Raw genomic sequence first — 15,879 nt, 5'->3', positions numbered from 1 at the left:
CACCGCGTCCTGCAGGACCTGGACCTGCGCATCGACGCCGGCAGCACGGTCGCGCTGCTCGGCGCCTCCGGCAGCGGCAAGTCGACGCTGCTGCGCCTGGTCGCGGGACTGGACCGGCCGACGAGCGGAACGGTGTCCGTGGGGGGTGAATCCGTGCGCGGGCCCGGCCGGCGGCGGCGACGCCGTCGACCGGGGCCGGCCGCTCAGGACGCGGCGGTGGTCGCCGATGGAACGGCGGGAGTGGCACCTGCCCGCCCGCCGTGATCCGCACCAGGAGCGCCCGCCATGGAGTCCAACCCCCTCTCCCGATGGGTCGCCGACCGCAAGGTCGGCACCCGCATCCTGGCCGTCGTCGCCCTGCTGGCGCTGGTGGCGGTCGCCGTGGGTGCGGTGGGCGTGAAGTCCCTGGCCAGCACCAGCGCGGGCACCGAGAAGCTGTACGACCAGAACGTCATGGGCCTCGTCGAGCGCGGGCACGTGCACCAGGAGCAGATCAAGTCCCGGATGCTCGTCGCCAACCACGCCGTCTCCCAGGACGCGGAGTCGATGGCGACCTACGACCAGAAGATCGCGGACACCGACGCCGACCTCGACGAGGCCGCCGCCGCCTACGAGGCGCTGGGCCTGCGCGGGCAGCGGGCGGACTGGCAGGAGTTCACCGCCGCCCTGGCGGAGTTCCGCGCCGTCCGCGACGAGCAGATGCTGCCGCTGAGCCGGGCCAACGACCTCGCCGGCTACCAGCGGGTGCGCGACGACGTCGCCCAGCCCGTCATCGAGCGCATGGCCGGCGCCCTCGACCGCGTCGAGGAGTACGAGCAGGCCCAGGCCCGTGCCGTCGTCGCCGACAACGAGCACACCTACACCGCCGCCCGCACCAGCACCGTCGCCGTCCTCGTCGTCGGGCTCGCCCTGGGCGTGGCGCTGGCCCTGTTCGTCTCCCGGATGATCGTCAGCGCGCTGCGCCGGGTCGCGCACGCCGTCGACGGCATGGCCGAGGGCGACCTGACCCGCCCCATCGCGGTGAGCACCTCCTGCGAGCTGGGCCAGATGGCGGACTCCCTGCGCCGCGCCCAGCGGGGCGTCGGCGAGGCCGTGCAGGCGATCGCGGAATCGGCCGGCACGCTGGCCGCGTCCTCCGAGGAGCTGACCGGCGTCTCCGCCCGCATCGCCGCCTCCGCCGAGGTGGCCTCCACCCAGGCCGACGTGGTCGCCGCCTCCGCCGGGCGGATCTCGGCCAACGTGCAGACCGTCGCCGCGGGCAGCGAGGAGATGGGCGTCTCCATCGCCGAGATCGCCCAGAACGCCGGGCAGGCCGCCGAGGTCGCCGCCACCGCCGTCGGGGAGGCACGTGCCACCAACGCCACCGTCGCGCGGCTGGGGCAGTCCTCCGCCGAGATCGGCTCGGTGGTCAAGGCCATCACCGCCATCGCCGAGCAGACGAACCTGCTGGCGCTGAACGCCACCATCGAGGCCGCCCGGGCCGGGGAGCTGGGCAAGGGGTTCGCGGTCGTGGCCGGGGAGGTCAAGGAGCTGGCTCAGCAGACCGCGCGGGCCACCGAGGACATCACCCGCCGCGTCGCCGTCATCCAGGACGACTCCGCCGAGGCGGCCACCGCCATCGGGCGCATCTCCGAGACCATCGAGCGCATCAACTCCTTCCAGGTCACCATCGCCGCGGCGGTGGAGGAGCAGACCGCCACCACGAGCGAGATGAACCGCAACGTCGGGGACGTCGCCGTCGGCGCCGACCAGATCGCCGCCGGCATCCACGGTGTCGCCGACGCCGCGCGCACCACCACCGACGGCGTCGCCCGCTCCCAGCAGGCCGCCGCCGAGCTGGCCGCCATGGCGGCCAAGCTGCAGACCGTCGTGGGCACCTTCCGCTGCTGACCGGCGGCCGGGAGCCGCGCGCGCCCCTCCTCGCTCACGACGGCCTGCCGTAGCGGGCGGCGACCACGGCGGCGCGGTCGCGCAGCGCGGCCAGCAGCGGTTCCGGAGCCAGGGCCTGCGCGTCCGCGGCGAGCCGCCACAGCGCCCACTCGGCGTGCTCGAGGTCCTGGAAGGTCACCTGCAGCCGCAGCCGGCCGTCCGCCTCGGGCTCCTCGGCGCGGACGGCCAGCGCGGTGCCCAGCAGGTCCTCCCGCCGCGCCGGGTCCACCAGCACCAGCGCGGTGACCTGGTCCCCGCCGGACAGGAACTGCGCGCACCGCTCCCGCCACAGCCGGTCCAGGTCGACCCGCTCCGGCCGCTGCGCCGGTTCGGGCAGCTCCTGCGCGGCCAGCACCCGCGAGAGCCGGTAGGTGCGGTCGGCGCCGGACCTCCTGGCGAGCAGGTAGCCGCGGGGACCCACGGTCACCAGGCCGATCGGGTCCACCGTGCGCCACCGCGGCGGCTGGTCGGCGGCGGCGTAGTGCAGGCGCAGCCGGTGCCCGGCGAGCACCGCGCGCCGCACCTCGGCCGCGACCGCGGCGGGCAGCTCGTCGGCGATCCGCCGGTGGCCGACCAGGTCGGCCCGCGGGTCGACGAGCACCCGCCGGGCGGCGTCGCCGGCGCTGCTGCGGTGCTCCTGCGGCAGCGCGTCCACCACCTTGCGCACGGCCGAGGCGAGCGCCGGTCCCAGGCCGAGCACCCGCCCGCCGGGCCCCGGACCGGCCACCAGCAGGGCCAGGGCCTCGTCGCCGTCCACCCCGGTCAGCCCGCTCAGCGGGTTCCCGGCGCCGGGCAGCAACGCGTACCCGCCGTAGCGGCCGCGTTCGGCGTAGACGGGCACGCCGGCGGCGGACAGCGCCTCGACGTCGCGCTGCACGGTGCGGGGCGTCACCTCCAGCTCCCGGGCCAGCTCGCTCGCGCTGAGCCGGCCGCGCTGGCGCAGCAGCAGCACCAGCGAGACCAGCCGGTCGGCGCGCACCCCGGAACCGTAGCCGGATGCACGACAGGAGGTGTCGCAGTTCAGCGGCAGGCTTGCCGGGACGGGGGCCGCACCCGCGGCCCCGCGGACCGGAGGGAGCCGAGATGACGGTGGAGCGGACGGCGGTCAACCCCGTGAGGTGGTCGCTGGAGCTGGGCTTCGACCAGGGCGAGCTCGTGTCCGGGCACACCAGGACGCTGTACTGCTCGGGGCAGACCGCCCTGGACGGGCAGGGCCGGCCGCAGCACGAGGGGGACCTGGCCGCGCAGCTGGCGCTGAGCCTGGACAACCTGGAGGCCGTGCTGCACGCGGCGGGGATGTCCCTGGCGCACCTCGTGCGCCTCGGGGTGTTCACCACCGACGTCGACCTGCTGCTCCAGCACCACGGCGTGCTGGCCGCCCGGCTGAGCGCCGCCGGGGTGGCGCCGGCCACCACGCTGCTCGGGGTGGTGCGGCTGGCGGTCCCCGGTCAGCTCGTCGAGCTCGAGGGCACCGCCGTCGGCTGAGGTCGCGGCCGGGTGCCCGCTCACACCTGCCCGGGTGCTCCGGGCGCGCGCAGCGCAGCGAGGGCGTCCAGGACGGCCGCCTGCAGCCGGGGGTCGGCGAGCACCCGGAAGTGCCCGACGGTGTCGATGGTGACGTGGCGCGCACCCGGCAGCCGGCTGGAACCGGGGACGTTGGGGTCGACCCGGCTGGAGATGGAGGTGATGGACCGGTTGACGTCCTCGCGCGCGGCCAGCTCCCGGAGCACCTGCCCGCCGGGCGCGAAGGCGCGCACCGCCCGCAGCGGCACGAGGCGGGCCAGGGGCGAGCCCGAGAACGGCGTGTTGACCGCCACGAGGTGCCGGAAGCGGCCGTCGGGGTCGTCGGCCAGCAGCTGCTTGCCGATCAGCCCGCCCTTGCTGTGCCCGACCAGCGCCAGCGGGCGCCCGAGGCCCAGGCCCTGCTCGTCGACGTGGCGGCGGACGGCCCGGGCCGCCTCGGGAACCTCCCCGCCGTTGAAGCCCAGGGCGTCCACGACGTGCACGCGGTGCCCGCCGGCCTGCAGCGCCTCGGTGAGCGGTTCCAGGAAGCGCCAGGACTCGTAGACGCCGGGGATCAGCAGGACGGGCACCGCCCCCCGCCCGTCGTCCCCGTCCCCGCCCCCCTCCCCGGGCGGCGAGGCGCGGCGCCGCAGGCTGCGCAGCTCCCAGCGGAGCGCGTACCACCAGTCCGCGCACGCCCACCACACCACCGCCGCACGAGGGACCACGGCGAGCAGCTCACCAGGCCCGCGCCGCGCGCGCAGCCCGGCGGTGCCCCGCGCGGCCGCGGACCCCGCGGGCCACCCCGGCGGCGGGGGAGTGTTCAGTGGTCCCTGCGCCGAGCGGCGCACCCTGGATCGTCCCCGACGGAGCGGAGCAGCACGTGCCGGACAAGACCACTCCGGAGCGCGGCGGCGGCGGGCGCGTCGTCGTGGTCGGGTCGCTGAACGCCGACCTCGTCGTGCGCACCCGGCGCTTCCCCCGCCCGGGGGAGACCCTGCGCGGGGAGGACCTCGTCGTCCTGCCCGGGGGCAAGAGCGCCAACCAGGCCGTGGCGGCCGGCCGGCTCGGCGGCGACGTCGCGCTGGTCGGCGCCGTCGGGGACGACGGCAACGGGGCGCTGCTGCGCTCCTCGGTCGCCGCCGCCGGCGTCGACGTCTCCGGCGTGGCCACCCGGCCGGACGTGCCGACCGGGACCGCCGTCATCACCGTCGACGACGCCGGGGAGAACACGATCGTCATCTCCGCGGGGGCCAACGGCACGCTGGCCCCCGCGGACCTGCCGGCGGACGTGCTCGCGGGTGCGGCCGTGCTCTGCCTGTGCCTGGAGGTGTCCACCGAGGTCGTGCTCGCCGCCGCCCGGGCCGCCCGCGCCGCCGGTGCCGTGGTCGTCACGAACCTCTCGCCGTACGGTCCCGTCCCCGACGAGCTGCTGGCGCTCACCGACGTCCTGCTCGTCAACGAGCACGAGGCCGCCCAGCTCGGCGGGCACGGCGTGCGGCGCTCGATCGTCACCCGGGGCAGCGCGGGCTGCGTCGTGCACGACGGGGACGCCGAGCCGGTGCACGTGGCGGCGGTGCCCGTCGAGGCCGTGGACACCACCGGCTGCGGCGACGCCTTCACGGGTGCGACCGCCCTGCGGCTGGCGGCGGGGGACACCCTCGCCGACGCCGCCCGGTACGCGGTGGGCGTCGGCGCCTTCGCCGCGACCCGACCGGGCGCGCAGTCGTCGTACCCGACGCCCGAGGAGCTGGCCGCCTTCCTGGAGCGCGCCGCCGCCCGCTGACGGCCGCGGGCCCGGGCGCCCGGGCCCGCACCCGCCGGTGCACGATGGTGCCCGGCCGGGTGCGGGACCCGGTCCCAGCACCCCGGGGAGCCGCGATGCCGCGCCACGACCGCGACGAGGTGGCCCGGCGCGCCGGCTACGCCACGTGGCAGGAGGCCGTGGGCGCCACGGCTCACCTCGGCCAGCAGGAGGCCGGCCGGGCGCTGGGGGTCAGCCACCCGACGATCCGCACCTGGCGGGCCGAGCTCGGCGTCGGGGTCGCGGCGGCGCGGCCGTCGGCGCAGCAGCGGGCCGCCGCCTTCCGGGCGGACCCCGGTGACCAGCGGCACGGCTCGGCCAACGGCTACCGCAACCTGGGCTGCCGCTGCGAGGCCTGCACGCGGGCGTGGACGGACTACCAGCGCTCGCGCCGCACGGGCGGCTGAGCGGGCGCCGGCGGGCCGGTCGCCCCGCCACCGGCCCGGGTGCGGGCCGTACCTCGCGTTGTGGAGCGGGCGAGGCTGGCGTCTGATGAGCCCATGGCAGTCACCCTTCGGTCGATCGAGGTCGCAGTCCCACCCACCGCGCTCGTCCAGCAGCAGCTGCGCGACCTCTTCGCCGCCCAACCCGGCCTGAGCCGGCTCGGGGCCCGGCTGGCGACCGCCGCGTTCAACGCCTCCGGGATCGAGCGCCGCCACACCGTGCTCCCCGAGCTGGCCCCCGGCGCCGGCGCCGGCGCGACCGCCTTCTTCGACCCCGCCACCGGCCGGCTGCTCGACCCCAGCACCGGTGTGCGCAACGCCGTCTACGCCCGGGAGGCCGACGAGCTGTTCGTCCGGGCGGCGGCGGCCTCCCTCGCCGGGTGCGAGGGGGTCGGCGCCGGGGACGTCACCCACGTCGTCACCGCCTCCTGCACCGGCTTCCACGCCCCCGGCCCGGACTACCGGATCGTGCGCGCCCTCGGCCTGCAGCCGTCCGTGCAGCGCTCGCACGTGGGCTTCATGGGCTGCTACGCCGCCTTCCCCGCGCTGCGGCAGGCGAACGCGATCTGCCGCGCCGACCCCGACGCCGTCGTCCTCGTCGCCGCGGCCGAGCTGTGCACGCTGCACGTGCGCGTGCGCGACGACCAGGACACCGTCGTCGGGGCCTCGCTGTTCGCCGACGGCGCGGCCGCCGCGGTGGTCACCGGCCGCGACCTCGGCGCCGCGCCGGCGCTGCAGCTGGACGACTTCGCCAGCGTCCTGACGCCGGTGGGCGAGGACGCGATGGCGTGGAGCATCGGCGACAACGGCTTCGAGATGGTGCTCGGCTCCTACGTGCCGCACATCATCGACGAGCACGTCGAGTCCGCGCTGGCCCCGCTGCTGGCCCGGGACGCCGCGCTGCGCGGCAGCGCCCACCACGAGGTCGAGCACTGGGCCGTCCACCCGGGCGGGCGCAGCATCCTCGACAAGGTGGAGACGGCGCTGGGGCTGTCGGCCGAGCAGATGCGCCCCTCGCGCGAGGTGCTGCGCGACTTCGGCAACATGAGCAGCGCCACCGTCCTGTTCGTCCTGCGCGACGTCCTGGCGCGGGCCGCGGCGGGGGAGCGGGTGTGCGCCATGGCCTTCGGTCCGGGGCTGACCGTGGAGTCGGGGCTGTTCACCCGGGTCGGCTCCCCGGTGGCGCGCACCGCACCCGGGAACGCGCCCGAGAGCGTGGGCGAGGACGCGACCGTGCCCGTCCCGGCGGGGCCGCGGCGGGAACTGCTGGGCGCCCGGTGAGCCTGCCCGACCTGCGCGCGCGCGACCGCACCGCCGTCGAGCTCATGGACGACCCGGACTGCGACCTGCCCGCGCTGGAGCGCACCTACGCGCAGTTCCGCGCCGTGAACGCCGTCGTGGCCGGTTGGCAGCTCGCCTACCGCCGGCACGTGCGGCCGCTGCTGCGCGACGACCGCGTCACGACGATCCTCGACGTCGGCTGCGGCGGCGGCGACCTGGCGCGGGCGCTGGCCCGCTGGGCGCGCCGCGACGGCCGCCGCGCGCAGGTCACCGGCATCGACCCCGACCCCCGGGCGCACGCCTGGGCGGCGCGGCAGCCGCCGGTGCCGGGGGTGGCCTTCCGCTGCGCCCACAGCAGCGACCTCGTGGCCGAGGGCCGCCGCTTCGACATCGTCGTCTCCAACCACGTCCTGCACCACCTCGACGAGCACGCCCTGCGCACGCTGCTCGACGACTCGCGCGCGCTGGCCCGCGCCCGGGTCGCGCACAGCGACATCGCCCGCGGCGCGTGGGCGTACCGGCTGTTCTCGCTGGGGACCCTGCCGCTGGCGACCGGCTCGTTCGTGCGCGAGGACGGGCTGACCTCGATCCGGCGCAGCTACACCCCCGCAGAGCTCGCGGCGGCGGCCGGACCCGGCTGGCGCGTCGAGCGGCCGTGGCCGGCCCGCAACCTGCTGCTCGACGACGGGCTCCCCGGCGAGGCCCTCCCCGGCGAGACCCTCCCCGGCGAGGCGCCCGCCGGCGACGGACCGCGCTGACGTGCCGGCCTGCGAGGTGCTCGTCGTCGGCGGCGGGTCGACGGGGCTCTTCCTCGGCGCGCTGCTGGCCCGGCACGGCGTCGACGTCGCGGTCCTGGAGCGCCGGCCCGAGCCCAGCACCCACTCGCGGGCCATCGGCCTGCACCCGCCCGCGCTGCAGGCGCTGGAGGAGCTGGACGTGCGCGAGGCGGTGGTGGCGGCCGGTGCCCGGGTGCACACCGGCCAGGCGCGCAGCCGCGGCCGCCTGCTGGGCTCCCTGACCTTCGAGCGGGCCTGGCCGCAGAACCCGTTCGTGCTGACGCTGCCGCAGCAGCGCACCGAGGCGGTCCTGGAGCAGCGCCTCGCGCAGCTGGCCCCCGGCGCGCTGCGGCGGGGCCGGGAGGTGCTCGAGGTCCGCGACGCGGGTGCGGGGCCGGTGCGCGTCCTGGTGCGGCCCACCCCACCGGCCGGTGCCGGCGGGGGCGCGGAGACCTGGACCGCCCGGGTCGTCGTCGAGGCCGGCGGCGCGCACGGGTGCGCCCGCGAGCCGGCCGGCACCGCCGCCCGGGTGCGGGCGTACCCGGACACCTACCTCATGGGCGACTTCGCCGACACGAGCGCCGACGCCGGGACCGCGGCGATCCACCTCGAACCCGAGGGCGTCGTGGAGTCGTTCCCGCTGCCCGGCGGGGTGCGCCGCTGGGTCGCGCACACCGGGTGGGCGCCGGCGCAGGGGTCGGCCCGGTCACCGGGGCAGGGACCGGGGCAGGAGCAGGCGCAGCGGCTGGCCGAGCTCGTGGCGCGGCGCACCGGCGCGGTGCTCGACGTCGGCTCGAACTCGATGGTCAGCGCGTTCGCCGTCCGCCGCCGGATCGCCGGGCGCATGGTCCACGGGCGCCGGGTCGTCCTCGGGGACGCCGCGCACGAGATCAGCCCCATCGGCGGCCAGGGCATGACGCTGGGCTGGCTGGACGCCCGCGAGCTGGCCCCGCTGCTCGTGCGGGAGCTGCGCGCCGGCGACGGCCGCGAGCTCGCCGACGTGCCCGAGCTGGTGGCCTTCCAGCGCCGCCGCCTGGCCGCGGCCCACCGGGCGGCGTGGCAGGCGGGGGCCAACACGCGCCTCGGCCGGCCGGTGCCGGCGGTGGTGCGCGCCGCCCGCGACGGGGTGCTGCGGGCCGTGCTGGCCACCCCCGCCCGCCACGGCCTGGCGGCGGCGTTCTCGATGCGCTGGGCCGGTGCGGGCCCGGCGCCCGGGGCGGCTCAGGCGGCGCGGTCGGCGCGGCCGGCGGCGCCGGGGTCCGGGTCGGGCGCGGGGGCCGGGCGCGGGCGCTGACCGGCCTGCGGGTCCTGGCGCAGCAGCCGGAAGGCCAGCTGGGTGACGGGCCCGAGCGTGAACGCCACGACGACCGTGCCGGCGCCGACCGGACCGCCGAGCACCCAGCCGACGACCACCACGCCGACCTCGATGACCACCCGGGAGGCGCCGATCGGCCAGCCGCGCAGGTGGCAGGCCACCATGAGGCTGTCGCGCGGACCGGCGCCGAAGCCCGCGCCGACGTAGAGGGCGCCGCCCGTGCCGATGAGCACGACCGCCGCGGCCAGCACCGCCGCCCGCAGCGCCGGCGGCGCCCCGGGCAGGCCGTCGAGCCAGCTCGTGGCCAGCAGCGCGTCGAGCAGCAGCGCGACGAGCGCCACGTTGACGAAGGTGCCCGCCCGGGGGCGCACCCCCAGCAGCGAGGAGACGCCGAGGACGGCCACGCCGACGACGGCCACGACGACGCCGAAGCCCACGCCGGTGCGCGCGGCCAGCCCGGCGTGCAGGACGTCCCAGGAGGAGACGCCCAGACCCGCCCGCAGCGAGGCCCACACGCCCGTGGCGCACAGGCCCAGGCCGAGGACGAACTGCGCGGCGCGGCGCAGCGGCAGCGGTGCGCGCCGACCGGCGGGGCTGCCGGCGGGGCTGCCGGAGGGGGGAGCGGAGGGGGTGGGGCGTGCGGCGGCACGCGCTCGGCGCGCCGCCCCGTGCGAGGACTGCACTGCTGGGTCTCCCGGGAGCGTGCGGTGGCGCGCGGGCTCGTCGCCTGCCCCAGCCTCGCACCGCGCGCCGCGCGGGGCACGCCGGCCCGGGGTCCACCAGGTGCGCACCGGCCGCGGGCACCTGGGAGCATCGGCCGGGTGAGCACCAGCCGACCCACCGCCTCGAGCGCCGCCTCGAGCGCCGGGGCCACCGTCCGCGACCTGCCCATCGACGTCGAGTACCTGACCTCCACCCTCATGGAGCTGCTGCGGATCCCCAGCCCGTCCGGGCGCACGGACGCCGTCATGCAGGCGGTCGGGACGCACATCGCCGAGCTCGGCCTGCCGTTCGACCTGACCCGCCGCGGCATCCTGCGGGCCACGCTGCGCGGGCGCACGGACGTGGTGCGCCGCGCCGTCGTCGTGCACGCGGACACCATCGGGCTGATGGTCAAGCGCATCAAGGACACCGGCCGCCTGGAGGTCGTGCCCGTCGGCAGCCACAGCGCGCGCTTCGCCGAGGGCGCGCACGTGACGATCTTCACCGACGACTTCGACCGCGTGTACACCGGCACCGTCCTGCCGCTGAAGAGCAGCGGGCACACCTTCGGCGACGAGATCGACACCCAGGGCGTCGGCTGGGAGGTCGTCGAGATCCGCATCGACGAACCCGTCGAGTCCGCCCGCGACGTGCTCGAGCTGGGCGTCGAGGTCGGCGACTTCGTCGCCCTCGACGCGGCGCCGCAGCTGACCCGCGGCGGCTACGTGAAGTCGCGCCACCTCGACGACAAGGCGGGCCTGGCCGCCTGCCTGGCCGCGCTGAAGGCGCTGCGCGACGCGGACGTGCCGCTGGAGGTCAGCGCGCAGTTCCTGGTCACCATCGGCGAGGAGGTCGGCTTCGGCGCCACCCACGGCCTGGCCCCCGACGTGGCCGAGCTGGTGGCCGTCGACAACGCCGTGGTCGCCGAGGGGCAGAACTCCCGCGAGGAGCTGGCCAGCATCGGCATGCTCGACATGACCGGCCCCTTCGACTACCACCTCTCGCGGCGGCTGCACGCGCTGGCCCGCGAGCACGGCATCCCCGCCGTCCGCGACGTCTACCGGCACTACCGCTCCGACGCCGCCCCCGCCCTGGAGGCCGGCATCGAGGCCCGCCACGCGCTGCTGGGCTTCGGCCTGGACTCCAGCCACGGCCACGAGCGCGCGCACGTCGACGGCCTGGTCGCCCTGGCCCGGCTGCTCGTGGTGTACCTGCAGAGCGGCCTGACCTTCGCCGACTGGGACCGCAGCGAGCACGGCCCGCTCGCCGAGTTCCCCAGCGTCAGCGTCCAGCCGGCGGACCTGGAACCGCTCGACCGGACCGTCGTCCCCGACTGAGCGCCCCGCCGCCCCCCCGGCCGGGCGGTCCTCGCCCCGGCCGGTGCCGGTCCGGGGGTCTGGCAGGCTGCCCCGGTGCGCTGGCTCGTCGTGGACAACCACGACTCCTACACCCACAACCTCGTGCAGCTGCTGGCCGTCGCGACCGGCACCGACCCGGTCGTGGTGAGCGACGACGACGTCGCGCCGGGGGAGCTGGACCTCGCCGGCTTCGCCGGGGTCGTCCTGTCGCCGGGTCCCGGGCACCCGGCGAACCCGCGCGACTTCGCGCTGTCCGCGGACGTGCTGCGCCGCAGCGAGGTCCCCGTGCTGGGGGTCTGCCTGGGCATGCAGGGCATCGCCCTGGCCGCGGGCGCCGTCGTGGAGGCGGCCCCGCAGCCGCGGCACGGGCACGTCGACCGGGTCCGGCACACCGGCACCTCCCTGCTGGCGCGCCTGCCGCAGGGGTTCGCCGCGACGCGCTACCACTCCTTCCGGGTGGCCGAACCCCTGCCGGCGCAGCTGGAGCCGCTGGCGTGGGCCGCCGACGGGGTCCTCATGGCGCTGCGCCACCGCACCCGCCCGCAGGTGGGCGTGCAGTTCCACCCGGAGTCGGTGGCCAGCACGGGCGGGGCGCGGATCGTGGAGGACTTCGTGCGCTGGTGCGGCGGCCCGCTCCCCGCGGCGGCCGGGCGGCCCGCGGCGCCGGGCCCGTCGGCGAGCGGGCGGGTGGCGAGCGCGCGGCCGGCGTCGCGCCACCGCCTCCCGCGCTACCGGGTGCTCGCCGAGCGCACCGGCCCGGCCGTGGACACCGAGGCGGCGTTCACCCACCTGTTCGGCGCGTCCACCACGGCCTTCTGGCTGGACAGCGCCGCCCGCGGGGCGGGCTCGGGCCGCTTCTCCTTCCTCGGGGACGGCACCGGCCCCCTGGCCCGCGAGCTGCCCGCCGGTCCCGGCGTCCTGGACCGGCTGGCCGCCGAGCTGGAGCGCAGCGGGGTCGAGGGCGCCGACGCGCTGCCCTTCGCCTTCGCCGGGGGCTTCGTCGGCTGGGCCGGCTACGAGCTGCGCGCGGAGTGCGGCTACCCCACGGAGCGCCGCGACGACCTGCCCGCCGCGGCGTGGCTGTTCTGCGACCGGTTCGTGGCCGTGGACCACGAGCGGGACGCCACCTGGGTCGTCGCGCTCGTCGAGCGGGACGGCCCGGGCCGCGAGCCGCAGGAGCGGGCCGCGCGGGAGTGGTCGCGGGAGACCGCCCGCTCGCTGCGGCGGCTGCCGCCACCGCCCCCGCCGCCCGCACCGCCGGCGGTGCCCGTCGTCCTGGACACCCCGCCGCAGCGCTACCGCGAGCAGGTCCTGGCCGCGCAGGAGCAGCTGCGCGCGGGGGAGAGCTACGAGGTGTGCCTGACGACGCAGGCGCGGGTGGCCGCGGTCGGCGACCCCCTGGACGCCTACCGCCGGCTGCGCCGCTCCAACCCCGCCCCCTACGCGGCGTTCCTGCGCCTGGGCGGCGCGGTCGTGGCGGGCAGCTCCCCGGAGCGGTTCCTGCACGTGGGCACCGCGGGCGACGTGGAGACCCGGCCGATCAAGGGCACGGCGGCCCTCGAGAGCGACCCGCTCGCGCTGCGCTCGGACCCCAAGACGCGCGCGGAGAACCTCATGGTCGTCGACCTGCTGCGCCACGACCTGGGCCGGGTGTGCGCGCCGGGGACGGTGGTGGTGCCCGACCTCATGGCCGTCGAGACGCTGCCCACGGTGCACCAGCTGGTGACGACCGTGCGCGGCCGGCTGCGCCCGGAGGCCGGCGCCGTCGACTGCCTGCGCAGCTGCTTCCCGCCCGGGTCGATGACGGGGGCGCCCAAGCTGCGCACCACCGAGATCGTCGACGCGCTCGAGCAGCGCCCGCGCGGGGTCTACTCCGGCACCCTCGGCTGGCTGTCGACCACCGGTGCCGCCGACCTCGCCGTCGTCATCCGCACCGCGGTCCTCGTGCCGGGCGCGGCCGGCGAGGGCGGTGGGGACGGGGCCGGCGGCCAGTGGCGCGTCGGCGCCGGCGGCGCGGTCGTGCTCGACTCCGACCCCGACGCCGAGGTCGCCGAGGTTCTGCTGAAGCTGCGCGCCCCGCTGGCCGCCCTCACGAGCGAACCCCTCAGCACCTGACCCGCCGATCGGTGTCAGGACGGCGGCAGGTCCAGGGCGAGCGCCTGCAGGCGTGCGGTGAGCCCGGGAGCGCGGCGCAGCGGGCGCCCGTCGACGGCGAGCACCTCCACCGCACCGCGCACGCTGGAGAGCAGCCAGGCCCCGTCCACGCCGGGCAGCGCGTCCGCCGGCAGCCGCGTGCGCGCGCTCGGCAGCCCCGCGCCCGCGGCGACGGCCTCCCAGGTGGTGCCGGGCAGCACCCCGGTGCCCCCGGTGGGCGGGGTGTGCAGCCGGCCGTCCGCCAGCCAGGCCAGCGTCGCGGTGGGCGCCTCCAGCAGGCAGCCGTCGGCGTCGGCGAAGAGCGCGTCGTCGGCGCCGCGCCGCGCCGCCTCGCGCAGCGCCGCGGTGTGCACCGCGTACGACAGCGCCTTGACGGTGCCCAGCAGCCAGGGCGCGTGCGGGGTCGTCGCGGTGCCGCGCGCCAGCACCACCGCGCGCACGCCGTCCCGGCGGGCCGCGAGCAGGGCCGCGGGCACCGGGCGCAGGGTGGCCAGCGCCAGCGGCGGTCCGCCGCTGCCGCGGGTCAGCGTCAGCCGCAGCACGGCCTGGGCCCCGGCCGGCAGCCCCGCGAGCAGCGTCCCCGTGGCGCGCTGCCAGTCGGCGCGGGCGGGGGCTCCGGCCGGCAGCTCCAGGGCCCGCGCCGAGCCCTCCAGGCGGTCCAGGTGCGCGGCCAGGCGCACCGCGCGCGCCGGGGGGCCGCCGTGGGCGAGCAGCGTCTCGAAGCAGCCGTCGCCGCGCGCCAGCCCCGCGTCGTCGGCGCCGGCCACCGGCGCGTCCCAGGGCACCTCCACGCCGCGGCCGCCCGCGCCGAGCACCAGGGTGCGCGGGCGCACGCCGCCGTCCTCGTCCCCGCCCGTGCCCTCGCCCACGGGCGCAGTCTGGCCGATGCGGCCGTCGCCCTCGCGGCGGACGGAGGGGCCGGTGTCGGCGTCGGCGGATACGATCGTGGCGCGACACGTCCCGCCCGAACTCAGCACGGAGGCGAACGGCCCCTCGGGGCGCCCATGGCCAGCACCGACCCCACCCCCACGACTCCCGGCAGCGGGGGACCCGAACCGGCGGCGACGGCCCGCCACGTCATCGTGGTGCCGCCCGAGGTGCCCATGGTCTCCCTGCTCGGCACCCGCGACGAGCTGCTGCGCGTGCTGGAGCGCTCCTTCAAGCGCGCCGACGTGCTCGTGCGCGGCAACGAGATCACCGTCACCGGCTCCGTCGGCGAGGTCGCCCTCGTCGAGCGCCTCGTCGACCAGATGACCGCCGTGCTGCGCGCCGGCCAGCCGCTGTCGCCCGACGCCGTCGAGCGCTCCGTGGCGATGCTGCGCGCCCAGGCCGCCGGCACCGGCGACGACCGCCCGGCCGACGTGCTGACGCTCAACATCCTCTCCAGCCGCGGGCGCACGATCCGGCCCAAGACGGTCAACCAGAAGCGCTACGTCGACGCCATCGACGAGCACACCGTCGTCTTCGGCATCGGCCCGGCCGGCACCGGCAAGACGTACCTGGCGATGGCCAAGGCCGTGCAGGCGCTGCAGGCCAAGCAGGTCAACCGCATCGTGCTGACCCGCCCGGCCGTCGAGGCCGGCGAGCGCCTGGGCTTCCTGCCGGGCACCCTCACCGACAAGATCGACCCGTACCTGCGGCCGCTGTACGACGCGCTGCACGACATGCTCGACCCCGAGTCGATCCCGCGGCTGATGACCGCCGGGACCATCGAGGTCGCGCCGCTGGCGTACATGCGCGGGCGCACGCTCAACGACGCGTTCATCATCCTCGACGAGGCGCAGAACACCTCGCCGGAGCAGATGAAGATGTTCCTCACCCGCCTGGGCTTCGGCTCCAAGGTCGTCGTGACCGGCGACGTCACCCAGGTCGACCTGCCCAGCGGCACGGAGTCGGGCCTGCGCGTCGTGCAGGACATCCTCGAGGGCATCGAGGACGTGCACTTCTCGCGGCTGACCTCCACCGACGTGGTGCGCCACCGCCTCGTCTCGGAGATCGTCGACGCCTACGGCCGCTGGGAGGACGCCCGGCCGCGCGAGCAGCGCGACCAGCGCCCGCAGCGCCGCAACCGGTGAGCGGGCGGGTGGAGCGGTGAGCATCGACGTCGTCGACGAGAGCTCCTTCGCCGCCGGGCGCGGGGTCGACACGGTGGAGGTGGCCGCGCTGGCCCGCCACGTGCTGGACGAGATGCGGGTGCACCCCCTCGCGGAGCTGTCGGTCCTCATGGTCGACCCCGACGCGATGGAGCGCCTGCACGTGCAGTGGATGGACGAGCCGGGCGCCACCGACGTCATGTCCTTCCCCATGGACCAGCTGCGCCCGGGCCGCGAGGGGCACACCTCCGAGCCGGGCCTGCTCGGCGACGTCGTGGTGTGCCCGCAGGTCGCCGCGGAGCAGGCGAAGGCGTCGGGCCACGCCACGGCCGACGAGGTGCTGCTGCTGGTGACGCACGGCATCCTCCACCTGCTCGGCTACGACCACGCCGAGCCCGACGAGGAGCGCGAGATGTTCACCCTGCAGCGCCGGCTGGTGCTCGGCTTCCTGGCGCGCATCGGCCGCCCGGGCGACCCGACGCCCACCGTCGGGCACCGCGCGCTGCCGTCGGCGGACTGAC

Annotated in this window: 15 protein-coding genes and 1 pseudogene; 12 read left to right on the top strand and 4 right to left on the bottom strand. The window is 77.5% G+C overall.

Going from position 1 to position 15,879, the window contains the following annotated elements:
• Both ACRYM2_RS15450 and ACRYM2_RS15445 read left to right on the top strand, forming a co-directional pair.
• Positions 1-255 (top strand): annotated as a pseudogene (locus tag ACRYM2_RS15450) (ATP-binding cassette domain-containing protein); the annotation flags it as partial.
• Between the two features lie 30 nt (positions 256-285).
• Positions 286-1,890 carry a methyl-accepting chemotaxis protein gene (locus ACRYM2_RS15445; protein WP_432523295.1) on the top strand — a complete coding sequence of 535 codons (1,605 nt, stop codon included), beginning with the start codon at positions 286-288 and terminating at the stop codon, positions 1,888-1,890.
• A gap of 34 nt (positions 1,891-1,924) precedes the next feature.
• Here the strand turns inward: ACRYM2_RS15445 and ACRYM2_RS15440 are convergent, their stop codons facing one another.
• A complete protein-coding gene (locus ACRYM2_RS15440) occupies positions 1,925-2,908 on the bottom strand; it encodes a helix-turn-helix transcriptional regulator (RefSeq protein ID WP_432523294.1) in 984 nt (327 codons plus the stop codon).
• A 104-nt stretch (positions 2,909-3,012) separates the two neighbouring features.
• On the opposite strand from ACRYM2_RS15440, the gene ACRYM2_RS15435 reads away from it, so the two are divergent.
• Positions 3,013-3,414: a RidA family protein gene (locus ACRYM2_RS15435; protein WP_432523293.1), complete on the top strand. Its 402-nt coding sequence runs from the start codon at positions 3,013-3,015 to the stop codon at positions 3,412-3,414.
• A gap of 20 nt (positions 3,415-3,434) precedes the next feature.
• Here the strand turns inward: ACRYM2_RS15435 and ACRYM2_RS15430 are convergent, their stop codons facing one another.
• Entirely contained in the window at positions 3,435-4,160 is a 726-nt protein-coding gene (locus ACRYM2_RS15430; protein ID WP_432523291.1) for an esterase/lipase family protein, read from the bottom strand.
• 155 nt (positions 4,161-4,315) lie between these two features.
• Between ACRYM2_RS15430 and ACRYM2_RS15425 the strand changes: the two genes are divergently transcribed.
• From ACRYM2_RS15425 to ACRYM2_RS15405, 5 genes are all read left to right on the top strand, one after another.
• Entirely contained in the window at positions 4,316-5,218 is a 903-nt protein-coding gene (locus ACRYM2_RS15425) for a ribokinase (protein ID WP_432523290.1), read from the top strand.
• Positions 5,219-5,313: 95 nt separating this feature from the next.
• Positions 5,314-5,643, top strand: a complete 330-nt coding sequence (locus ACRYM2_RS15420; RefSeq protein ID WP_432523289.1) for a hypothetical protein — start codon at positions 5,314-5,316, stop codon at positions 5,641-5,643.
• Between the two features lie 93 nt (positions 5,644-5,736).
• Complete coding sequence (locus tag ACRYM2_RS15415; RefSeq protein ID WP_432523288.1) at positions 5,737-6,960, top strand: type III polyketide synthase; 1,224 nt, start codon at positions 5,737-5,739, stop codon at positions 6,958-6,960.
• Positions 6,957-7,718 carry a class I SAM-dependent methyltransferase gene (locus tag ACRYM2_RS15410; RefSeq protein ID WP_432523287.1) on the top strand — a complete coding sequence of 254 codons (762 nt, stop codon included), beginning with the start codon at positions 6,957-6,959 and terminating at the stop codon, positions 7,716-7,718. Before ACRYM2_RS15415 ends, ACRYM2_RS15410 begins: the two co-directional genes overlap by 4 nt.
• 1 nt (position 7,719) lies before the next feature.
• Positions 7,720-9,030, top strand: coding sequence for an FAD-dependent oxidoreductase (locus tag ACRYM2_RS15405; RefSeq protein WP_432523286.1), 1,311 nt, complete (start codon positions 7,720-7,722; stop codon positions 9,028-9,030).
• Here ACRYM2_RS15405 and ACRYM2_RS15400 read toward each other — a convergent pair.
• Positions 8,958-9,734: a DUF6198 family protein gene (locus tag ACRYM2_RS15400; protein WP_432523285.1), complete on the bottom strand. Its 777-nt coding sequence runs from the start codon at positions 9,732-9,734 to the stop codon at positions 8,958-8,960. The two genes, ACRYM2_RS15405 and ACRYM2_RS15400, sit on opposite strands and share 73 nt — an antisense overlap.
• Before the next feature lie 201 nt (positions 9,735-9,935).
• Here ACRYM2_RS15400 and ACRYM2_RS15395 point away from each other — a divergent pair, with 201 nt between their 5' ends.
• Together ACRYM2_RS15395 and ACRYM2_RS15390 are read left to right on the top strand one after the other, a co-directional pair.
• On the top strand, positions 9,936-11,090 hold the full coding sequence (locus ACRYM2_RS15395) for an osmoprotectant NAGGN system M42 family peptidase (RefSeq protein WP_432523297.1): 1,155 nt from the start codon (positions 9,936-9,938) through the stop codon (positions 11,088-11,090).
• Between the two features lie 75 nt (positions 11,091-11,165).
• Complete coding sequence (locus ACRYM2_RS15390; RefSeq protein WP_432523283.1) at positions 11,166-13,226, top strand: chorismate-binding protein; 2,061 nt, start codon at positions 11,166-11,168, stop codon at positions 13,224-13,226.
• A 14-nt stretch (positions 13,227-13,240) separates the two neighbouring features.
• Here the strand turns inward: ACRYM2_RS15390 and ACRYM2_RS15385 are convergent, their stop codons facing one another.
• On the bottom strand, positions 13,241-14,134 hold the full coding sequence (locus tag ACRYM2_RS15385; RefSeq protein ID WP_432523282.1) for an aminotransferase class IV: 894 nt from the start codon (positions 14,132-14,134) through the stop codon (positions 13,241-13,243).
• A gap of 135 nt (positions 14,135-14,269) precedes the next feature.
• Here ACRYM2_RS15385 and ACRYM2_RS15380 point away from each other — a divergent pair, with 135 nt between their 5' ends.
• Together ACRYM2_RS15380 and ybeY are read left to right on the top strand one after the other, a co-directional pair.
• A complete protein-coding gene (locus tag ACRYM2_RS15380) occupies positions 14,270-15,340 on the top strand; it encodes a PhoH family protein (protein WP_432523281.1) in 1,071 nt (356 codons plus the stop codon).
• A 16-nt stretch (positions 15,341-15,356) separates the two neighbouring features.
• Complete coding sequence (gene ybeY, locus ACRYM2_RS15375; RefSeq protein WP_432523280.1) at positions 15,357-15,878, top strand: rRNA maturation RNase YbeY; 522 nt, start codon at positions 15,357-15,359, stop codon at positions 15,876-15,878.
• Position 15,879 lies beyond the last annotated feature (1 nt).

The organism is Kineococcus aridisoli (assembly GCF_050871885.1).
Lineage (GTDB): Bacteria > Actinomycetota > Actinomycetes > Actinomycetales > Kineococcaceae > Kineococcus.
This window is presented reverse-complemented; position numbering and strand designations above follow the sequence as displayed.

Coding starts and splice junctions, on each gene's coding strand:
- ACRYM2_RS15445 (WP_432523295.1), top strand. CDS start 286: ATGGAGTCCAACCCCCTCTCCCGATGGGTCGCCGACCGCAAGGTCGGC.
- ACRYM2_RS15435 (WP_432523293.1), top strand. CDS start 3,013: ATGACGGTGGAGCGGACGGCGGTCAACCCCGTGAGGTGGTCGCTGGAG.
- ACRYM2_RS15420 (WP_432523289.1), top strand. CDS start 5,314: ATGCCGCGCCACGACCGCGACGAGGTGGCCCGGCGCGCCGGCTACGCC.
- ACRYM2_RS15415 (WP_432523288.1), top strand. CDS start 5,737: ATGGCAGTCACCCTTCGGTCGATCGAGGTCGCAGTCCCACCCACCGCG.
- ACRYM2_RS15380 (WP_432523281.1), top strand. CDS start 14,270: ATGGCCAGCACCGACCCCACCCCCACGACTCCCGGCAGCGGGGGACCC.